This window comes from Parachlamydiales bacterium (genome assembly GCA_041671045.1).
GTDB lineage: Bacteria > Chlamydiota > Chlamydiia > Chlamydiales > JABDDJ01 > JABDDJ01.
Genome location: JBAZCF010000007.1, coordinates 38,707 through 60,572, shown reverse-complemented (window position 1 = coordinate 60,572; position 21,866 = coordinate 38,707). Strand labels below are relative to the sequence as shown.

General features: G+C 42.7%; 17 protein-coding genes. 7 read left to right on the top strand and 10 right to left on the bottom strand.

Going from position 1 to position 21,866, the window contains the following annotated elements:
• Positions 1–70: 70 nt before the first annotated feature.
• Positions 71–1,252, bottom strand: a complete 1,182-nt coding sequence (locus WC222_08530) for a class I SAM-dependent methyltransferase (GenBank protein ID MFA6916429.1) — start codon at positions 1,250–1,252, stop codon at positions 71–73.
• Positions 1,249–1,947, bottom strand: coding sequence for a pseudouridine synthase (locus WC222_08525; protein ID MFA6916428.1), 699 nt, complete (start codon positions 1,945–1,947; stop codon positions 1,249–1,251). Before WC222_08525 ends, WC222_08530 begins: the two co-directional genes overlap by 4 nt.
• A gap of 133 nt (positions 1,948–2,080) precedes the next feature.
• On the opposite strand from WC222_08525, the gene WC222_08520 reads away from it, so the two are divergent.
• The gene (locus WC222_08520) at positions 2,081–2,830 is read left to right on the top strand and encodes a Bax inhibitor-1/YccA family protein (protein ID MFA6916427.1); all 750 of its coding nucleotides are present in this window, start codon (positions 2,081–2,083) and stop codon (positions 2,828–2,830) included.
• Positions 2,831–2,878: 48 nt separating this feature from the next.
• On the opposite strand, the gene WC222_08515 is transcribed toward WC222_08520, so the two are convergent.
• On the bottom strand, positions 2,879–3,139 hold the full coding sequence (locus WC222_08515) for a hypothetical protein (protein ID MFA6916426.1): 261 nt from the start codon (positions 3,137–3,139) through the stop codon (positions 2,879–2,881).
• A gap of 14 nt (positions 3,140–3,153) precedes the next feature.
• Entirely contained in the window at positions 3,154–4,044 is an 891-nt protein-coding gene (asd, locus tag WC222_08510) for an archaetidylserine decarboxylase (GenBank protein MFA6916425.1), read from the bottom strand.
• Between the two features lie 73 nt (positions 4,045–4,117).
• Between asd and mnmE the strand changes: the two genes are divergently transcribed.
• Together mnmE and nth are read left to right on the top strand one after the other, a co-directional pair.
• Positions 4,118–5,494, top strand: a complete 1,377-nt coding sequence (gene mnmE / locus WC222_08505; GenBank protein ID MFA6916424.1) for a tRNA uridine-5-carboxymethylaminomethyl(34) synthesis GTPase MnmE — start codon at positions 4,118–4,120, stop codon at positions 5,492–5,494.
• 1 nt (position 5,495) lies between these two features.
• Positions 5,496–6,119 carry an endonuclease III gene (nth, locus tag WC222_08500; GenBank protein ID MFA6916423.1) on the top strand — a complete coding sequence of 208 codons (624 nt, stop codon included), beginning with the start codon at positions 5,496–5,498 and terminating at the stop codon, positions 6,117–6,119.
• An 80-nt stretch (positions 6,120–6,199) separates the two neighbouring features.
• On the opposite strand, the gene WC222_08495 is transcribed toward nth, so the two are convergent.
• The gene (locus WC222_08495) at positions 6,200–7,450 is read right to left on the bottom strand and encodes a hypothetical protein (GenBank protein MFA6916422.1); all 1,251 of its coding nucleotides are present in this window, start codon (positions 7,448–7,450) and stop codon (positions 6,200–6,202) included.
• 112 nt (positions 7,451–7,562) lie between these two features.
• On the opposite strand from WC222_08495, the gene WC222_08490 reads away from it, so the two are divergent.
• Genes WC222_08490 through WC222_08475 form a run of 4 tightly spaced genes read left to right on the top strand, consistent with a single transcriptional unit; the run spans position 7,563 to position 13,190 of the window.
• Positions 7,563–8,009, top strand: coding sequence for a hypothetical protein (locus WC222_08490; protein ID MFA6916421.1), 447 nt, complete (start codon positions 7,563–7,565; stop codon positions 8,007–8,009).
• Between the two features lie 59 nt (positions 8,010–8,068).
• Complete coding sequence (locus WC222_08485) at positions 8,069–10,177, top strand: ABC transporter substrate-binding protein (protein ID MFA6916420.1); 2,109 nt, start codon at positions 8,069–8,071, stop codon at positions 10,175–10,177.
• 6 nt (positions 10,178–10,183) lie between these two features.
• Complete coding sequence (locus tag WC222_08480; GenBank protein MFA6916419.1) at positions 10,184–11,680, top strand: ABC transporter permease; 1,497 nt, start codon at positions 10,184–10,186, stop codon at positions 11,678–11,680.
• A gap of 46 nt (positions 11,681–11,726) precedes the next feature.
• A complete protein-coding gene (locus tag WC222_08475) occupies positions 11,727–13,190 on the top strand; it encodes an ABC transporter permease (GenBank protein MFA6916418.1) in 1,464 nt (487 codons plus the stop codon).
• Here the strand turns inward: WC222_08475 and WC222_08470 are convergent.
• The 5 genes from WC222_08470 to WC222_08450 all read right to left on the bottom strand — a co-directional run bounded on the left by WC222_08470 (position 13,174) and on the right by WC222_08450 (position 21,859).
• Positions 13,174–14,466 (bottom strand): mechanosensitive ion channel domain-containing protein, encoded by a 1,293-nt coding sequence (locus tag WC222_08470; GenBank protein ID MFA6916417.1) that lies wholly within the window; start codon positions 14,464–14,466, stop codon positions 13,174–13,176. The two genes, WC222_08475 and WC222_08470, sit on opposite strands and share 17 nt — an antisense overlap.
• 106 nt (positions 14,467–14,572) lie before the next feature.
• Entirely contained in the window at positions 14,573–17,488 is a 2,916-nt protein-coding gene (locus WC222_08465) for a hypothetical protein (protein ID MFA6916416.1), read from the bottom strand.
• Between the two features lie 150 nt (positions 17,489–17,638).
• Positions 17,639–18,424, bottom strand: a complete 786-nt coding sequence (locus WC222_08460; GenBank protein ID MFA6916415.1) for an RING finger domain-containing protein — start codon at positions 18,422–18,424, stop codon at positions 17,639–17,641.
• On the bottom strand, positions 18,424–19,137 hold the full coding sequence (locus WC222_08455) for a hypothetical protein (GenBank protein ID MFA6916414.1): 714 nt from the start codon (positions 19,135–19,137) through the stop codon (positions 18,424–18,426). Before WC222_08455 ends, WC222_08460 begins: the two co-directional genes overlap by 1 nt.
• Before the next feature lie 19 nt (positions 19,138–19,156).
• A complete protein-coding gene (locus WC222_08450) occupies positions 19,157–21,859 on the bottom strand; it encodes a hypothetical protein (protein ID MFA6916413.1) in 2,703 nt (900 codons plus the stop codon).
• Positions 21,860–21,866 lie beyond the last annotated feature (7 nt).

Genomic DNA, 21,866 nt, shown 5'->3' with positions numbered 1-21,866 from the left:
AAATATGCGGCTGGCTTTGTTATAACTTGCTTTGGTTGAACTCTAGGAGCTACCTCCAAGAGTTCATGTGCTAGGCTTCCGGCAAGGTTTCAGGGGGTTGAACTCCCAGGAACGCTTTCCCGGGGGCCGCTATAATTTTAATCTCGGTGTCGGGCTGCAGCTCATAGGTGTTGCCGCGTTCACTAGAGTTCAGGATGCTAATGAGGTCGCCACGCTTAAGATGGGCAAAAGCACGTTGGTGCTGAGGAAGATTGTTTATTTTATCCCCATTGATTCTTTTTTTGCCATCCGGGCCGCAAAGATAGTAGGCAGTCCCTTGGTGGCTTTCGAAAGGAGGAGAGATGACGCGGTAGAAGTTAGGTTGGGCTTCCGGCCATGCAGCGTCTGGTGCTTTGAAGAGGACATAGCTCATTTTTAGGGAGCTTAGATTGATGGAGGCGGCACGCTGGATTTCGCTGACGAGGAAAGGTTTTTCCATTTCGCGTTGAGCGTAACAGGGCGAATCTTGGCGCTCTAACGCTGGGCACGGTCCTTTGAAAAGGCAAGGTGCCTGGATGGACATTCCTTTTTCGACGAGCGAGTCTCTAACTTTGAGAAGGGCACGGTTGGGGAGATGCAGGGGGCTGTCTACAAGGAGTAAATGACCGTTCGGTGATAATAGAGAACTGATATTGCGCAGCCAAGAAGTAGCAGCGGCATTGTTCTTCTCCATATCGGGGAACATTTCCCTTAGAGCATGGGCTACGATAATGAGATCGAATTTACCTTCGATTTTCTTCAATGGCTGGCGGCAGTCGCCTTGACGTACAGTGACTGGCAGTCCATAACGACCGCAAATTTGAGCGCCCCAAAGGAGGGATTCCAGGTTTTTATCGATAGCGATGACTTCTTCAGCGCCGTGGCGCAAAGCCGCAAACGAGAAGGCGCAAGGACCTGCACAGAGGTCTAAGACTCTTTTAGGAGGTTCGGGAATTTCATTAATCAGGCTTAAGCCTTGCTGATAATGGATAATCCAATGGTAAAGAGTATAGGCGGCCAGAAGGCTTTTATCAGAAAAATAGTCTTCGCCGAGGAGCGAGTCGCCGTCGAAAATACCGTTTTGCATTTCACGGACTTTATTGACAACGCCGCGGAATTCACGTGTCTGCAGGCGGTCTTGGGGTCCATAGATCTCTAGCTTGCGGCGCCACTGATTGAGGAGGATAGGAATAATATTGTCTAGATCGGGGGTGGGTTGTTTGCGCGGTTTCATTGAAACACCGCCATACGTTCTTTTTCGCCGAGGGCTTTCCACGATCCGACAGGAATGTTGCCTAAGAGTAGGCCGCCTAGGCGAATACGTGTCAGGCTGATCACATTGAGTCCTGCGGCAGCGGCGAGGCGTCTTACTTCGTGTTTCTTCCCTTCGGAGACAGAGATGCGCAAGGTTCCGCGACGGACTTTGGAGACTTTTTTAGGTTTAACAAAAACCCCTTCGACGAGGGTTCCGCTGGATATGGCGTAAAGGTGTTCGGGAGTGACTTCTTCGCTGACTTTAACCAGGTATTCTTTAGTCAAATTAGAAGAAGGGTGGATGACTTTGTTGGCATATTCGCCGTCATTAGTGACGATAAGAAGGCCTTCGGTGTCTTTATCTAATCTGCCGGCTGTGACGAGTCTGCCTGAATGGTCTTTGAAAAGATCCATGACAATGTGTTTATGACTGGCTTTAGCATGGCTGCAAACGTAACCTTTCGGTTTGTTCAGGAGGAAGTAGACGAATTCAGGTTTCGATTTGACGTCTTTTCCCCGCACGAGGATTTTATCTTCTGCATCGACTTTAGTTTGCGGGACGAGGCACACTTCACCGTTGACACTCACTTGGCCGTCGAAGATGAGTTCTTCGCAGGCGCGTCGTGAAGCGATTCCGGAAGAGGCTAAAAATTTGCTTAAACGTTCTTTTGTCATAAAAAATTTCATTATAATTAACTAGTAAAATATAATCTATTTCACCTAATAATTACAATGGCAATTTTGCAATTTGGTAAAAAAGAATTAATTGCTATAATATAAGTCTAACTCAATATGATTTGGAGGAGCTATGATGCGTTCCGCAAACCCAGCCCTTGGCGACGATACTTTCCGCGCAGTCGGGAATATCAATAGCCGAAATGAGGCAATGACCGTCCAAGGCGTTGTCTACAAAACAGCATTATTGCTGCTTCTTGTTGTGCTCAGTGCCGGATGGACATGGATGCACTTTGTTAATGCGGGGAGCGACGTCTCATCCGTTTCATCCTTGATGATGATCGGCGCTATCGGCGGATTAGTCGTTGCCGTCGTTACAGTTTTCAAGAAAGAATGGGCTGCATATACAGCGCCTATATATGCTTTATTAGAAGGGCTTTTTATAGGCGGAATCTCAGCAGTTTTTAACGCTTCCTATCCAGGCATTGCCCTACAGGCAGCAGCTCTGACATTTGGTACCCTTTTTGCTATGCTTGCTTTGTATCAGGCCGGAATAGTGCGCGCTACCGAAAGCTTTAAGATGGGCGTTTTTGCTGCAACGGGTGGCATTGCCATAGTATACCTTGCTTCGATGGCTTTAGGTTTCTTTGGCATTAGCATCCCAGGTATTTTTGGCAATGGTTTGGTCGGTATTGGCTTTAGTTTATTTGTCGTTGCGATTGCAGCATTGAACTTAGTCATCGACTTTGATTTTATCGAGCAAGGTACGGCTGCTAGAGCACCCAAATATATGGAGTGGTATGGCGCTTTTGCGATGATGGTGACATTAGTCTGGCTATATATCGAGATTCTGCGCTTGCTTTCCAAGCTTCGCGATAGATAATATTATGAGCAGCGGACAAAAAGAATTTGTCCGCTTGCTTTTCTCTTCTTATTTCTGGATATATCCTACCAAGTCTTCGTAATCAACAGTTCCCAGGTATTCTAGGAATGCAACGATATCATCTTCAGGAACTTCTTCATTACCTTCTTCCCAAAGCTGATCCCAAATATCTTGCAGTTGCTCTGCATTTAGCGTTAGTTCTTTTGGACCATCTTCTCCTTGCGCAGGATAAGAAAAGTTCACTTGGCTAAAATAATCTTCTTTATCAAACTCAATCTTCACATTCTGTGGTGTACGGGGTGCCATCATTAATAATCCTTATATTAAAAATATCCTAGTGATTGTCCAACTAAACATCGGACTTCTTGGTGTAAGGGGCCTTTCAGCAGGTCTTTATCAAATTGTATCGATCCCTTTTGAAAAAGGACGACCAAACAGGAGGCGCCAAATTCGAAGTATCCTTTTTCATCCCCTTTTTTCTGAAAGTTGTCAGGATTGTATGTCTCTACTACGCTGCCAACATTGGTCGCTCCAATTTCGACATAAAGGACCTTGCCAAATTGCGGACTGTCCAATTCAGTGACAAAGCGCTTGTTTTGGGTAAGATAACTGACATCTTTGGCGAGTGCCCAAGGATTGACAGAATATAGCATCCCATTAATGAGCTTGGGGATTCCTGCTTTACAATCTACCGGGAAATGAAAACGATGATAGTCCGAGGGGCATAAGCGGGCAATGAGCATCGACCCGTTTAGAAAACTCTCTTCTAAATCTTCTTTGCCTACAAGCTCTGGAAGGGAAAATTTCTTGCCTTTGACAATGAATCCATCCGATTTTTGTACTTCAGGATAAAAGAGATAACGTGCGTCGGCGGGCATGACAGCAATATTCTCTCCTGTGGCAATAGGGCGCGACTGCAGCTTCAGCTTGCGTGTAAAAAAGTCATTGAAATTACTGTAGGCGTTCACAGGCTCCGCAAATTCTGAAGCATCGATTCCATATCTTTCAATGAAGGGAAGGATGGATTTTCTACTTGCGAAACTCTTATACCAGCATCCTGCTAGGGCGGAGATCCAAGGCAAGCGGCATGCGGCATCGCGGCAGATCTGCCTAATGAAGCCCGGCCCATATAAAAAACGCAGGGCATTTCCACCATACACTTGCTCTTCAAAGCATTTTCCGCTAACGCGGTCCCTAACAACAATAGAATCCATACTTCTCTCTATAGTCTTTTTTGCAGGAACAGTGTATATTATAAACTCTTAAGTTTCAAAGAGGGAATGTATAGTGTACTTTGTGCACACCCATGAAAATCCAGGCGAGGCCATCGCCGCTATAGCAACACCCTTGGGTGAAGGGGGAGTAGCGATCATCCGTATTTCCGGAACAAATGCGCTGGATGTCGCTGCCAACGTTTTTTCCGGACCTGTGCATAGTTATAAAAGCCACACGGCCCATTACGGAAAAATCCTCAATGCTAAAGGCGAGAAAGTCGATGATGTCCTGATCCTTGTTTTCCGCGCACCCAGATCTTATACCGGAGAAAATACTGTCGAGATCCATTGCCACGGCGGGAGTATCATCACAAGAAAAGTTTTGGAAACGGTCCTTGCAGCCGGAGCACGCGCTGCGGCTCCAGGTGAATTTACCTTCAGAGCGTTTATAAATGGTAAATTAGACCTTGCTCAGGCCGAAGCTGTGCAGGAAGTCATCTGTGCAAAGAACGAAAGAGCACTAGATGCTGCAGAAGCACATTTAGAAGGCCGGCTATCCACAAAAGTAAAAGAATTTCAACATACGTTGACCCATATTGCCGCAATTCTGGAAGCTTGGGTAGATTTTCCTGAAGAGGGGATCGAATTCGCGACTATGGATGAGATCATCCAAAGCCTTCAGGATGCAGCCCTTTCCATGCAGAAACTATTAGATACCTTCCATGATGGAAGGATAGTGCATGAAGGCCTTTCTCTATGCCTTATAGGCTGTCCTAATGTCGGAAAATCCTCTTTGATGAATGCCCTGCTCGAAAGAAGCCGTGCTATAGTCTCCGATATCCCTGGAACGACCCGTGATTTGGTGGAAGACCATATGCGCATCAGCGGTTTGAACTTTAAACTTGTGGATACTGCCGGCATAAGGGAAACATCCGAAGTGATAGAGCAAGAAGGAATCAGACGTTCCAGACATGCGCTTGAGAAGGCTGACGTCGCCCTCTTAGTTTTGGACTCCTCCAGAGAACTCCATCAAGATGATTTACATCTGATCGAGCTGGCACAAGGCAAAAATACAATTGCAGTCTGGAATAAAACAGATCTTTCGTCACAGTATATTCAAACACTACCATTCAATCTTAGCATTCAAGTATCCGCAGTTTCAGGTAAAGGGATCGAAGAACTTAAAAAGCTGATTGACCAAGCTGTATGGGAGCGCGGTCCGCCGGACAAAGACGAGATCTTAATTACCAATATCCGCCATAAAGAAGCATTAGATGCTTCGATTGAAGCATGCTTAGCAGTGGCAGAAGGTTTGCAAAACGGTGTTTCGCCGGAATTTCTTGCAATAGACATGCGCACCGCACTCATCTCATTGGGGCGCATTATTGGCACAGATATCACGGAAGATGTATTAACAGCTATATTTTCTAAATTCTGCATAGGCAAGTAAAATGCGAAAAAAAGAGTGGGTGCAGTTTATCCAAAAAACTCTGGACCACTATTTTCCTGAACCACCGATTCCACTGAACCATAAGGACCCATACACTCTTCTAATCGCTGTCCTACTTTCTGCACAATGCACGGACGAAAGGGTCAATAAAGTCACTCCTGACCTTTTTAAACGTGCATCTACCCCTGCTGCAATGGCAAAGGTGCCGGTAAAGGAAATAGAGTCCTTCATCAAGACATGCGGGCTATCACCGACCAAATCGAAAGCAATTCATACCCTTTCAAACATTCTTATAGAGAAATATGATGGTCAAGTGCCGCAAACCTTTGAAGAGTTGGAAGCTCTGCCCGGGGTAGGGCATAAGACAGCTTCTGTAGTCATGGCGCAGGCTTTCCATACACCTGCATTTCCGGTGGATACCCACATACATCGTTGCGCACAGCGTTGGGGTTTGAGTACAGGAAAGAATGTCAAACAAACAGAAAGCGATTTAAAAAAGCTTTTTCCTAAGAAAGATTGGATAAAGCTCCATTTGCAAGTCATCTACTTTGCGCGTGCCTTCTGCACAGCGAAAAAACACGATGCAGCGACTTGTCCTATCTGCAGTAAGCTTGGCGTTGCATGAAGTTGTTTGTAGTACTGTTTGTGTGGCGTTCATAAAAAACGCCACACAAACGGTGCTACAGACAACTTTCCTGCCTTCGGTTATGGCGTGACATCCATCTTCTTGCGGATCCACATACCCGTGAAGATGTCATCTATCTTATCAGGTGCTTTAAAGTGCTTCCGGAAATTTTTATACTCTCTTTCGTAAGCGTCGTCCTTCAAGCCTATACATTCTGCCGGATCTGTATAGAACGTGACTTTTTCCAGTGTTTTATGAGCGCAAAGAGAGGTGAAAACCGCTGGATTCAGACTATAGCATTTATTGAACTCAAGATGCTTAACAGCCCCGATGTCTGTTTGAGAGAAGCATTCACCTGTTAATGCTAAACTGTGTTCAATTTGGAAGGTCTCTAATTTAGGGAGTGCAGGGAATAACGCTTTTACTGCTTTATCATTGATATGAGAAACTTTTAATGTTTTGAGCTCTTTCCATTGGTGGAGGATGGCGAACTTCTTCTTAGGGATGTGATCGAAGTGAAGTTCTTCATCAAGAAATTTATCTCTATGCTGGAAGTTTTCCATCATTTTCTGAGGGTCGGCAGTCAATTTTGTCATGACGTTCTTATCTGCTTCCGTATAATCCAAAGAGGGGTCTAAACGGCAGTGGACCAGTTCTAATTCTTCCAGGGGAGCGTTAGCAAAAGCTTTCAAAGCAGCTTCCGAGATAGTATTGCAGCTATGCAAGGACAATATCTTTAGCTTATCATTCGCACCGAATGCGCCTAATTGTGTATCGCTTAAAGTGGCTTTTGTCACTTTTAAGGATTCTAGGGGAAGGCGGCCCAGAGGGGAGATATCGACTTTATCATCTAGTACGACACCTTTGAGATTTAGTGTGGTTAAATTGGGAAAATAGCGAGCGATCTTAGCAAAGTAGGCTGTTTTAGCATCACTATCGAGTGCTGCAAAAGTTTTATTATTATCTAAGGTGAGTACTTTTACCTTCGCACCCAAATCCATATGTTTTGTTTCTTCATCGTCCTGAAAGTCGGTCGCAGTTTCGGCTGCTTTGATAATACTTTCCGTGGAGTTATTACGGATATTTTCGAGTTTCTGTGTATACATCGTGTAGACTACGAAGGCGGTGGAGACTAGTGAAGTCGCTATAAATAAGGGGTAGCTATATGTAGTAAGAAGGAGGGGAAAACCGTCCAGAACTGCCACGCCAATACCGGCGAATATGGCTAAGGTATATCCCGCATATTTTGCGACTTTTATAGCTGTGTCTTCCCAGCTCAGCAATTGTTCATCTGTTGCGAAGGAAAAAAGCTGATCAGGTATCTGATCCATGTATGTTTGTATAATGTTCATATTTGTCAGTTCTATAATTGTTCTTTAAATACTATTAATAATTATATCGCATAATTGTTAATAAATTATTAATATTTATGAAAAGGTTAAAATGAGTAGTATAGTCAATTATTTTAATGAAAGATACGAAGATTTCAATGGGTGGTGGGAAGATAACGACTATGACTATTCCTATGAAGAATTTAAAGAAGTCTGGGAAGAAAGATTCTCTCATGCAGGAATGGCCGTAGGACATCTAGCTAAATCAATATTTTTCAATAGTGTGGATATAGGTAAGGAAGTTGGCGCTAAAACACTTTTTGTCGGAGTTCCTTGCGGTTTGATCTGCGGCGCCGCAGCAGGACTTGTCATGAGCATCCCTGCTTCGAGTATCTATAGTGTGATTTTTGGCATCTTTATGGGATCGGCATATGGCGTTGCTACTTCACTCGTATTGGGTGTTTCCGCCGGATTCGTAGGCGGGGCAATCGTGGGTACCGGCGTGGGCTTTTACTATGGATGTGCGGATATTTACCATAACGAACATCGTACAGATTAGTTTTTGTATATATTTGTGCGTCATGTAAACTAACGAAAAAGTTTGTTTACAAGGTCGATATGAATAGAGAGCCGATTGGATTGTATATTTTCCGTTACGTGATGGGATTTGCCCTGCTCGTTTTCATGGCAATGCTTTACTGGTCATCCCTTTTGATTGAAAATGACGTTAAAGGAGTTAAGCAGGACATATCACAGCTTCGGACTGAAGTAGAGCGTATCCGCATCGATGTCCTTAAAGCAATGGCTAATGCCCCTATTCGTAATGCCTTACCTCAGGATTCTTCTACAGTATCCCCTGCAGTACCCGCTAACCCCCTTGCCCTGGCCGAAGGCAAAAACCTGCTGGAAAAGGATCCCTTCTATGAAAAGACACTGCCGCAACTACTGGGGGATAATTTCCACCCTTCAGGAACCTATAGGGATTCTACTTATGGTAAGCCCGAGAACCTGCATCCTTTCTCAGGTTTTGCTAATGTAAGGGATATCGTCGACCGTTGTAATATCGCAGTAGCCAAAATGCGTTTCGGCATCTACGAAACGATGACACCGTATGCAGCAGAGAGATTGGAAGAGCGGACAAATCCTGAAACTCAATTGCCCGAATTCTGGATATTTCTTCGCAATGACCTCTTTTGGGAACCTTTAGAACAGCGTTTCTTTAGCGAGAGCATAGGTCTGTCTTCCCATTTCCTTAAAAAACATCCCGTCACAGCGCACGACTTCAAGTTGTATTGGGATGCTATCATGAATCCTTATGTGAGTGAAACGGGGGCTGTCAGTGCACGTACTTATTATGCTGATATTGATTCTATCGAAGTCATAGACGATTATACCTTTGTAGTACGTTGGAAAGGTAAAGATGCTTTACAAGCCGACGGAACGACAAAAAAGATGATTAAATATTCCGCCCGCCAGCTTACCGGAGGGATGCGCCCCTTAGCCTCATTTCTATATACCTACTTTGCCGATGGAACAAAGATCTTAGAGGATGACCAAGATCCTGATGCTTACCGCAAGAGCTCTGTCTGGGCACAAAACTTTGCCCAGCATTGGGCAAAAAACATTGTACCGAGCTGCGGTCCCTGGAAATTTGATGAGATGACCGATCAGCGCGTAGTTCTCAAGAAAAACGAGAACTTTTTCGAGCCTTTAAGCCCTTTGATTAAGACTTATGAACTCACCCATAGGCCTTCCGCGGATGCATCCTGGCAGGAATTCAAGGCGGGTAATGTCACGGCTACAGTGCTACAGCCCGAGAAAATTACTGAATGGGAAAATTTCAAGAATTCTCCGATGTATGCAAAACAAAAGAGCGATCATTTTGGTATCGATCAGCTGAATTATCTGAATAGGGGCTACTCTTATGTCGCCTGGAACCAAAACAAACCCTACTTCAATTCCAGGAAAGTACGCCAAGCCCTGACAATGGCTATCGATCGTAAAAGAATCATAAGTCAGAACTTGAATAATCTAGCAGTGGAGATTCATGGCACCTTCTTTATCAATTCGCTGGAAACAGACAGATCTATTCAGCCCCTTCCCTATGATCCACAAGCAGCACGCAAGCTATTGGAAGAGGAGGGGTGGTCCGATTCTGACGGAGATGGTATTCTCGATAAGGAAATTAATGGGAAAAAGGTCCCGTTCTCTTTCAAACTTATGTATTATGTAAAAAATCCGGTTACAAAATCTACCGTCGAATATATTGCAACGACTCTTAAGGAAATTGGTGTCGACTGCCAGCCGGATGGCGTTGACGTAGCAGACCTCTCAAGCAAGATCGATGATAAAAGCTTCGATTCCTATTTGCTAGCATGGTCTCTCGGAACTCCTCCCGAAGATCCACGTCAGCTCTGGTATTCGTCATATGCCAAAGTCAAAGGCTCATCGAATACTGTCGGATTTGCTAATCCAGAAGCCGATCAGATCATCAACCAACTGGATTTCGAATATAATATGGAAAGGCGCCTCCAACTATACCACCGGTTTGATAATATCATTCACGAAGAACAGCCCTATACATTCCTTTACACCCCCAAAATTATTATGCTCTATAGGGAAACATTACAAAATGTTTTCATCCCTTCAAAAAGACAAGATCTTGTTCCGGGTGCAACTGTCAATGAACCGGATTCATCCATCTTCTGGCTTAAAGAGAGGAATTAGAATTTTATGGGCACCTATATCCTTAGGCGTTTAATCCTACTGCCCATCACATTGTTTTGTATTATTTTGGTCAATTTTATCGTTCTAAACCTAGCTCCCGGGGAGCCGACCACTCGGACGGAAATCTCGCCCGAAGGCAACGCCTCGCGCAGCCAATCCAATTCACAAGTGTTTACCGGCGATGACCGCTATCTGCAATTTCGCGAGTTCTATGGATTGACATTGCCTATTCTTTTTAATACATGGCCTTCGACAACCCAAGAGAGCGTTGATTTGTGGCTCTGGCAGATTGTGCATGAAAAGGTGAGTCCTGAAAATCCGGAGCCATTGGCCTTTAAAGATTTTCAGAACCGACGCGTTGAGATGGGGGATAGGGCACGTTTTATCATGCCAAAACTTCTACATGTCATCAACGATCCGCAGGCTGACCCGGCTTTGCGTAAAACAGCTGTACGTTTTTTTGTCCGAGGAGGCAGCCCGCAGGCTTTTTTAGGCCCCACTCTTACTGCCGATCAAAAAGCTTATAATCGTAAAATAGGCAAAGAGAATAACTTCCTCGCCTCGTTTTTAACCCCGGAAAAACTAGAAGACCTTCCTGCAACAGCTGCAGCCTTGACCACATGGTACCAAGAGCATTATCAGGAATACCATTTTGAACCTTCGGGAATGGAATTAGTTTCTGTATTCATTACTCAAACACGCTTTTATAGGTATATGAGCCGTGTCTTGACTTTGGATTTTGGAACTCTCCGCAACGATAGTAACAAAACCGTATTCAACGAAGTGACAAAAAGGTTTAAATACTCGCTCACCCTCTCAGTCATCCCCATGTGGATAACGTTATTCCTTTGCGTTTTCTTCGGGTTTTTGATGGCCCTCAGGCAAAATAAACCGATAGACTACTCATTAAACGTCCTATTTCTCGTCCTATATGCGACACCGGTCTTTGTCGTTGCGCCCTTTTTAATTGAGAAAGTAGCCCTTCACCACCATTTTCCTTTCACTGATATCCCTATTCCACTAGGCGGCTTTACCAGCAGGGAAGAGGTCTATGGCCAGCTGACTTCCTGGGGACGATTGTGGGATACGATGCAGCACATCGCTTTGCCTTTGGTTGCACTTCTTTACGGTAGTTTGGCAGCCCAAACACGACTTTCCAGGACAGCTGTTTTGGAAGTAATGCGCCAAGACTATGTCCGTACCGCTTTTGCTAAAGGGCTTCCCCGCAGTACCGTCTATGTGAAACATATTGGACGCAATGCCTCCATCACTATCGTCACATCCATAGCAGCATCTTTAGGTGCCATACTGGGAGGCTCGCTCATTGTGGAGACACTTTTTCAAATCGATGGTTTCGGCAAGTTCTTTTACGATGCTATTGTCAACCGAGACTATAACGTGGTGATGTTCTCTGCTCTTGCAGGAGCCTTCCTCTCTTTAATGGGCTATCTTATCGCAGATCTTTCCTACGCCTTTCTAGATCCACGCCTTAAATTGGACTAAAACATGGCCAGAAATCGTACATTGTCCCAACCAAAGCGAATTTCGAATGAACCCTAATGAAAATATAGCATCCACCTATTGGCAGACAATATGGAAACAGTTTAACAAGCATATAACAGGAAAAATCGGATTACTCATCATCGCCTTGTTTACTCTTGTAGGTATTTACGCTCCATTTTTAGCATCCAGTAAGCCTTTGATCGTGCAGTATGAAGGCGGATGGTATTTTCCCTTGTTCAAATACCTATTTTTCACCGGGTTTTACACTAAACACCTAGATATTTTCTTTAATCTGCTGATCTTCACCTTCCCGTTTTATATTTTAGCCCTCCTCCTGTTTCATAAAACTAAAAAGGCTATCAACTTAAGCACAGTCATCTTTTCTGTGATACAATGCTCCTTATTCCTTTATCTGATTGCTTACCCTGTCAAAGATCCTGCTTCTGATCCTTCCCTAACCTTGGCTAGGAGAACAGCCCTTAAGGGAAAGAGCGTCGAGCCAACATGGGCATTCGATACGCAATGGATGAATGACTATGCCAAGCTGAATCTAGTCTTGCGCTATAAACTGCGTCAACAGCAGCACGAGAAATTACAAAGCTTGTTGAAGACCGATCAAAAACTCGCCACCCTCTGGCAAACAGACTACGACAATGAGCAGCGTATTGTTGAAAGGTTGAAAGCACAAGGTAATACTGAAGCTTTAAAATGGTATACTGACAGACAAGCATGGTTGGAACAGCAGTCCCAGAAAATCAATTTCATGGTCATGCCTCTGATCAGGGATTTCCATTGGGAAGACGATGCCGGTGGTGACAGTACCCTTAATCATCTTTTACCATTTTATGAATTGACCCGTATTAACCGTAAAGATTTCCTTTCGGCTTTGATCTTTGGGGTGCGTGTTTCCCTTGTGGTGGGAATTATTGCTGTGGCTATCTCCTTGGCTATTGGCATTCCAGTAGGTGCTGCCGCAGGGTATTTCGGCGGTACTGCTGATATCATCATTTCACGTTTTCTAGAGATATGGGAAGCCATGCCCTCCTTCCTAATGCTTTTGATGATTGTAGCTATCGCACAAAGCAAGTCTATTTTCCTTGTCATCAGCGTCATTGGGCTTTTTGGGTGGACCGGATTCAGCCGCTATATACGGGCAGAATTCCTGAAACAACGCAATCTCTCTTATGTCGAAGCATGCCATTCTCTAGGTTTTGGAAATAGCCGTATTATCTTCGGTCATATCCTTCCCAATGCTATCCCGCCCCTTCTGACATTACTACCATTTGCAGTGATGGGCGCAGTCTCAAGCGAGGCAGGCTTATCTTTTCTTGGATTAGGGGAAGAAGGCTCTTGTTCTTGGGGTGTATTGATGGATGAAGGGCGCTCTGTATTTCCGGGAGAGAGCTACTTGCTCTGGCCGCCCGCCCTTTTATTGACTATCTTGTTGATCGCTACTGCATTAGTAGGAGATGCCTTGCGGGATGCTTTCGATCCTAAGATGCATCGTTAGAAGCGGGTTTAGCACTAGCATCCCTATTCTTAAGTGAAACATCCATTTGATGATAAGGAATTTCTATTCCGTTCTCTTTCAGTTTACGCCAAATCGCAAATAAGGCTTCACTCATCGGTCTGAATCTTCCTCTTGTCACATCATCAGTCCATACATGCACAAGGAATACTGCCCCGCTTTCACCAAACTCATTCAAAAAACAATCCGGTGGTGTTGTCTTACTGCAAAGGGGAGCATTCAAAGTCGCTTCCCAAATAAGACGGCGTGCAATTTCCAAATCGACATGATAAGGGACGCGCACACGCATTTCCATACGTAGTTTAGCATGACTGAAAGTCAGGTTTGTTACAGTTTCAGTGATCAGCTCATCGTTGGGAATGATGAGCTCGCGTCCATCTAACCCTTCTAAGAGAGCTGCACGGGCCCCTAAGTGTCTTACCCATGCCCAAGAGCCGTCTTTCATCTCGATGATATCGCCGATTTCAATCGTCTTCTCGAATAAAAGCATGAAACCGCTGATGATGTTGGACGAAATCTTCTGCATCCCGAAACCGACACCCACGACAACAGCACCGCTAAAGATAGTCAGAGAGGTAAGGCTTACGCCCATTAGGTCTAAGAGGACCATCACTGCAATGAAGTATAACGTGGCTTGAAAAAGTTTCGCTAACAGTTCTCTAGTGTTGACGTTGATAGTATGCAGCTTATGTATATAGCGCTGGCCATAGTCAGAGGCTTTACGCGTCAGCAGCATCAATACCAGCAGGATCAACGCACCCTTCAACACTTGATAGACAGAAATTGTGTATGAGCCAATGTGCAATGACCAAGCATCCAATAGAGTGATCGTCGGGGTCAATACACCAAAAAAGTTTAATACAACACCCGTGACAAAGAGGATTGCGGCTAAAGTTGTCAGGTTGCGGTTGGAGGTTACAGCCCACAAGAAGGCTAAGATAAACCAAAGGAGAGTGAATGTCATGATGACAGTGATCACATCATTGTTTCCGGCAATCTTTTGGGAGAGGATAGACCCTGCAACAAGGAAAATTAAGGTGAAGAAAGGTGTGGTAACACTTCTAAAACGATCTAGAGAAACCTTAAATACTTCCCTATTGCGGAATTTAAAGATTTTGTCGCCGGTAAGAAATTGCTTGTTGAATGCTTTTGCAGCCATAATTGCAAAAACAAATGCCACGATGCAAATGAAAAAGGGGATATAGTAGTGATTTGTAATAAATGCGTCGTATTGATCGCGGCAAAATGCTTCTAACATGGAGAGGGAACTATTATGTGTAATATATTCATATACACTAACAAGAACCGGAAATACTTTCCTTAGAATTCAAAGCGTCAGTGAGATTAGGTTGTTTGTCTCGAGTTTAATAATTTATTATTTTCTTTAAAGGAACGAACTCAGCGGACAGGTTTTTTATGATGCCTCTATTTTTCAAATGTTTTTTCATGGATGCCGGAGTGAGTGTGTCCGGTTGTTGGCTTTTAGAAAAACCGAAAAATTCCATGTCTTTTGGTTTATGTATATCCGTCATTCTCTCGGGATACTGTTGAATCATCGTGTCATAAGCTGCAATAGTTGCCTTAATAAGAGCAGTAACACAATACTCGCTACAAATCATTTCGGATTTGAACTCTGTTTTATTTAAATCATAAGTGGAGAAGTTGAACTGGTTTATAAGAATCTTCAGGGGAACTTCAATTGCCAAGTCTGAAAGAGCTATTTTCCGTTCTGTAGCCAGAATATTTATAAGTTCTTTTTTAAGATTATTTTTGAATTCCTTCCTTAAATCCCGGGGTATTCCTTGCGCCAAAGATTTATAGCTAATTCTATATTCTTTGAAATCGGGAGTGCGGAAGGACGTCGTAGGATAAAAGTACTGCATATAATATAAGGATGTTTTCACGCTGCCCTGATCGCAGGTTTGAAATACTTTAGGAATATCCTTCGAATCAGTATTTCTATAAGAAACCTTATAGGAGGCATGTGAATATCGAATAAGATTAGATGTAATTCTTTCGAAAATGCCATCCTCTTGATGTCCGCTAGAACGGGTTTCATCTTGCCAGATCAGATGGATGAAATCTTGTTTTTCGTTGAATAAAAACTTTTTTTGAAAACGTAGTATTTTACTCAACATTTGAGGGGGGAGGGGGAGGGGACAATTTCTGTACTCTTTTCGAATAAAAGTTAATTCAGTAATAGAAAGTCGGTTCTCGAAGCTAATATGATCAAAATTATCTAATGCCAAAAGGTAATCAAGTTTAGCGCAAAGTTTAAGAGGCGAAACTATTTTGAATCTAGTGAGGAGAATACTATCAAAATCCGATGATTTATGTGGTTTTAAACAATCTAAGTTTGGGTATTTTAATAGTAGGTGCTTTGCTGCTTGAATGTCCCCCATGAGATAGTGATCGAATAAATGGTTTTTTTCAAAATTCGGGATCAAATTTACAAATGAAATGGATGTAATAAATAACGCCAGCTCTTCAGCACTAAATTCACTCCAATCAATCCATCGACTTCTTAAATTTAATTTGTCTAGAAAAAGAAACATCCCTTTTAATTCTGGATCTTGAATTGTATTTAATAGGTCTTCAGGGTGGACCTTATCTACGTTCGAGTACTGTTCTTGTAAATCAATGAGTAAATCATAAATAGCCCTAAATTTAATGAGCAAGATGGAATCATTTGTAGTAAAGCGATGGAGCGCATTCCTCATGCTTGGATGAAAAAACATTTCTGTGAGTTTATTCCACTCGAATTGGGTTAACCTTCCCGCCTGAATTTTATTAATAAGTTCATCGACTCCAGAATCAAACAAATGGAGATAATCTACGATAGGCGTGTCTATTTTTTTGCTAAGATAGCTATTGAGTTCTAATCGGGAATTTATTGAACTATTTAATGGAAGGCGGGGCCAAGAACAGGATTTAACAAGATGGGGCTTACTTAGAAATAAGATAAAGTCTTCAAATTTTTCAGGTGGAATTTCTACAGGTTTATTACTACCAAGCAGATTGAAGACTTCAATAGCATTAGTTGCAGTATCTAACGAAAATGGCTCTGGTGCAGGCTTAGGATAAGAATCCGGTGTCAATAATAAAGCAGATAATTCCGACTCAAATGCATTTAGTTGTGTTATTTTTGAAGAACCCAACCTGTAAAGAGAAGCATCTTTGTGTGCTTGCAATAGATCCCATTCCATAGGTAGGATTATACAGGATTTAAAAGGTTTTTTTAATAGATTATGTGCTTCTAATTTCTGAATGAGACTTGATAACGATGCCGAAGGGGCTATTTTCGTTGCGATTTTTAAACTTCCAATCAGAAAACATATGTCATTAAACGTAAGGCGGTAACTCCACGGATCGTCATTCAGATGTAAGATAAGCGCATCAATTTTCGTTTCCACTTTAGAAAGCTTTTCATGATATTCTGCACTATGGATTTCTTTAGGAAGTGGTTCTAAAGGGTGAAAAATGAGGATGTTTACCTTTTCGACAATGTTTCGGATCGTCCAATAAGCAGATTTACAAAACTTCTTTATCTTCCCTGCGCAAATAGGGATTCGCTTTGAAAGTGCTTCAGTATAATTTTGAAAAACTTCTTGAAAATTAAAATCCTGTTTCTTAGGTAGTCTTGCTTCAATCAGCTTATTTTTTACGTTTTGCAGAACAGATAAATCTATTGTAGAGCGGGATGATTTTACAGGAGGAACAAATGTTAAAGGGTTTTCAAGGAACTCTTTGGTTTCATCCGTATTTGAAAAGCCTACCTTAGCCCTGATTTCTGCGATAATGGCATTCCAAGAGTCAGTAATCTTTTTTTTATTATTTTGAACGTAAACCTGTTTAAGATTTTCCCAATACTCTTTATTGATATTTAGGGTTTCAATAATGGTTTCCATTTGAACGATGTAATCGGATAGCGGCAAGCGCTTTGAAGGAACATTCATTTCATTTTTGATTTGTAAAAAGAGATTGAAATGAGCAACCATGATCTTGGTTGTCTTTTCAAGAAGAGCCTTTAATGTTTCAGTAGTGCCTGCATTTTCGTCTCGATGTTCACTTAAATATACATATGCTCTAGCTATGCTTTCAATAGTGGAAGGAACCGGTGGGGAGTTAAGTATAGATTGGGCAAATTCATTTATTTGCGAATTGTTTTCATAAACTTTGTTGTAAATTAAATCGCAGAATGGGACTTTAACACCGCTGAGTAATAAGTAACCGGTATTAAAAAGATCACTTAATTCGCCTGTGTTTATTGGATTTGCCATCAAGTTTTATTCCTAATTTCCTATATTATAATGGATGTAGATAATGATTTATTTAAATTCTTGTTAAGAATGAAATAAGATGGCTAAATGAATCAGATAAAAAAATGGAGAAATACATCTTTTGAATTTAAAGTGTATAATGAGGTTATCTTAAGAATACCATAAATGCGCGGTTAACGGGATAAAACCAAGAGTAATAGTAGCTAGAGTGATTCCTTCACGGACATAGCTCCATCTACGGATTTCTTTTCCTAGAGCTGTTTCATTAGCATGAGCCAATAATCTATCTTGTTCATTTTGAGACATTGTTTCAAAAAAATTGAACTTGTTATAGAAAGGGAGTTTTTTGACTTTTTTGGTAATGCGCTTAACGAGCCTTTGATTTCTTTCAATACAGATTTCTTCATACTTAACATCATCAAAGAAGGAGTCTAGTAGACTCCAACATTCCGTTGCGGTCTCTTTTGAAGGTTGAAGATTAAGATTTTTCATCGAATGTTCTAAATCCATTTGCTCTTCGGCTTTGGACAAACAGAAATCAATTTTTTGATCATCGATATTTTCTTGCGCGATACGTTTTAGTAATTCCTTAACCAAAGCTTCAATTTGAGGTTGCTTAATACCGATAAAGACTTTTTCTTTGCGGGTATCCTCTTGCGGCATGAGGATTTGCAATGCGCATTCGTGTAAGACATTTAGAATGGATTTTCCCTTAAATTTGGTTTCAAAGAGATCTTCGATCCAGTAAGGGCGCTTGCAGACAGAGCATTGAAAATGCAGGGAATCGCTAGCTTCAAAGCAGGTTTTATGTAGGATATGATTGCAGGCTAGAACAGTGATCTCATCTGCTTGTTTGAAATCTTCCAGACAATGAGGGCACTGTTCTAAGTTAAACTTATTTTTTTCCGACGGAAAGGAACAAGTCTCTATTTGCATTACTTCTGTGCATCCGCAAAGAGTTTTTTAAAGTGGTCCATTAAATTATCTACATGTTTTTTGATGACCTCGTCATTTCCAAGTATTTTATGTATCTCGTAAACAGGGGTCATCTCTTGAGGAGAGACGTCAAAAGCACCGATCTCTCTAGAGGATAGATACCATATAACAGTAGAAGGAGCATAGGAAAAATAATAGGATAAGGCAAAATGCCATTGGCGGATGGCATCTTCATCAATTCCGAAGGTTTTTTCTTCTTCTGCAATAGTCCCCACACTAGTGACACAGATTTTCCAGTTAGCTGTGGGATATAGGCATTCGTCTTCTGCGATTTTCAACTGGGAAGCGGGGACGGGCGAATTGAAGGTAGAGATATAATCATAGAGGCCTTGGCTGACAACAAATGACTCACGTTCTTGATCGATATAGGAATGAAATAACAATCCTGCTTGAAAGGGTGTAGAAGCATTTAATATTTCATCGATCGTTACATTGGCTACGTAGGTTATCTCGCGCGGGCAATTTGCTAGATAATGGACATCCGGAAAAAGGGTTCCTAAAAGAAATTGCTTCTTATCGGCATTGGAGTATTTAGGAAAATGCTCCCAAAACATTTTTGTGAGGGCTGCATTGGTAATAGGATAAGCTCCGGAACATAGGGATGTCAGGAGGAGGAGGGGCAGTAGGCAAGCGAGTAAGAATTTTCTAAACATAAATATCCTAATATTATAATTAATAAGTAATGAAGATAGTGTATAGATTTTCCTTATTTTCTTGAACTCTTTCTATTAAAGGCTCTAATTGTCCAAGTGATTCTTTATTAACGATAACAACAAAGTGATCAAAATGGGCATGCCTTACTAAAATCTCGGGGTCAGCAGGGGATAAGGTTGTGTAGGCAACAACCCAAGGATGATTCGTGGGAAGGGGATCATTCCATTCTATTAAAACAGGGTTTTTTCCCTGCGATTCTAAGAAACGGAATATTTTCATGGCGTTACGTTGACTGTCTTTTTCAACCACAAGAATCGATTGCTGCAGTAGGCCAGGTTTGGAGTTGAGCAGCACCATTGCGGCGGCGCGTTCCACTGTTTGAGGTTCGGTCATTGAGCCCGCAACCTGTAATCCGACTAAACGTAAGCTTTCATCCGAGGCGGGGACACCTTTGCCGATAGCGCGGATGAGGGTACCGCTGACCATAAAAAATAAACCGACAAATGTCCCTAACAAAGTGAACATGAGGAAGCGTGGACTATCCGGGTGCAGAGGGGGGATGGCGATATCTACGGGTGCCGACTGCATAATCTCCAGATTGCTGGAAATATTTTTAGATTCAACGAGGTTGGTAATCTCGCGGCTCATTTGGCGGTGCATTTCCATATGCTGATTGATCAGCTGTTCTGAAACCCATTTCTTGGGAAGTAAGGCCATTTGCTTATGTAGATCGGATTGCTGCCTATCAATGAGTGCTAATTCCTGTTTCAAGTTGGCTAAGCGCGTTTTGATCTGCTCATGTATTTGGTTTTCCGCAACACCCACATTTTGTTGGATTATGCTTAGAGTCGTTTGGCGGATGGCTTGAATTTTATCTAGAAGAAGGCCCATCTTAATCTCAAGCAGCTCTTTAGCTTGCTTTAGATGCAATACTAAGAACTTGCGCTGCAGTTTCAGCTCTTCTTGCAGGCGGAAAATCTCTTTATCGGTCCTGTTGCTGCGATCGTTAAGTGCGAGCGCTAGGGTAGAGGCATTGTTTGAGATTTCGCGGCTGATCGGATCGTTGATAATTGCGCTGAGGGAGCTTAATTCAAATTCAGGTTTTTGCAGTTGTTCAATAATAAATTCATATTGCAGCGCTTGCCCCTCAATATTGTTCACTTCTTTGCTGTAAGACAAGAACATTTCGTTGGCAATATTTAAATTAATGCCTTGAAGTTCAGGTGTGAGGCTTTGGTGGTGCGAGAGATTCTCTTCCAGTGTTTTGGAATAAACTTGAAGGTGATGTTTAAGATTGGTGAGGTAGTTAAGGTATTTCGAGCGCATCTCCGGACTGGGGTCTTCCTCCAGCTTAAGCTGCCAAGCATCGACCATATAGTCGGGGTGAGTAAGCGATTCTGGAATAAACTCCGGGACAGCCCCTGTTTCCAATAGGGCAATCAAATCATGGGCATCTTGTTTAGCTTCGGCTAAGGCTGCTAGCGCTGTCAGGTTAGCTTCGAAGTTATCCTTATAGTCTTTGCTGCGGTTGTTAGTGGCAGAACTGAAGGCTACGTGGATAGCATCGTACTGCTGCTTCAATTCGCGGATGTCATTTAGCAGTTTATTTAGGTGAGGGCTATCGATGACTCCGCTAAGGGAATCCAGGATTTTTTTGCCTTCTTTCTGTACAGTTTCCAGGCGCTGCACTTCCATACTGATGGCTAGCTGTTTGGTTTTAAAGGCATGCTGGTTAGCTGCCAAAAATTCCATTGCACGTTCGGTATCGGTGAAACCTAGATTAGTGAAATCTTCGGATAATGTATCTGCATAATGATGCATTTTATCTTGCAGAGTAGTGTAGACTTCATTTTGTCTTTTTTGCAGGTAGTTGAGCTGGGTGGAGAGCATTTGCTTATGTTCGTTTTCAATGAACTCTTGGTAGAGTGACATTAAGCGATTAACATACCTGACAGCTAGGTGACGGTTATCTGCACGGAATCTTATACGCAGCATAGTTCCGTCATCTCTATCGGTAGTGATGACCACGAGCTTAGAAAGGTCCTGTGCGGTAAGTGCAAGGGGGAGCAAGGCTAGATTAAAGCTTTTGCCTGACAAAGGTTCACTATTGGCTTTTTCTAGGACAAAAGAAATATCTTCATATTTGAACGGCTTTCCGAGAGTGCCGCCGGCTTCAAAACTTGCCCCTTTGATAGTATACGTGTTTTCATCGATGAATCGGATCTTGAAACCGCGGATAAGTTCTCCGTCATAAGAAATTTCTTTGATCAGGAGTGGTTTGACGGAATCAGGAATAATGGGTTCTTTGCCACCCATGAAAAGAGCGTATTCGACGCGCAAGTTATCTGCCATCAAATCCCATAGGGATTTGGATTGTTCATCGGTAGAGATCTTACCTTGTAAATTCTCTAAACGGATAAGTTTTTCCATCATCGAGCGCGATTTCATAGTGGAAACTGCGCTGCTATCCGCGCCGTCGCCGCCTTGACTTAATAGGATCGCGGTCAAGCTTGAGGAGGCAATGCCGCCGCGGGGATGGTTTTTCTCCCTGAAGGAAGCTTCAGCGGAGTAGCGGACGTTCTCGCTTAATGACCAATAAGCTCCGAATGTTCCAAAGGCAATGGTTCCAAGTAAGATAGACTTCCACGCTCTTCTCCAAACTCCAAAGACATCCTTGATAGTATAAAAGTCAAACAGAGCAAAAAGGCGTTTGGACGACATAGCTTAA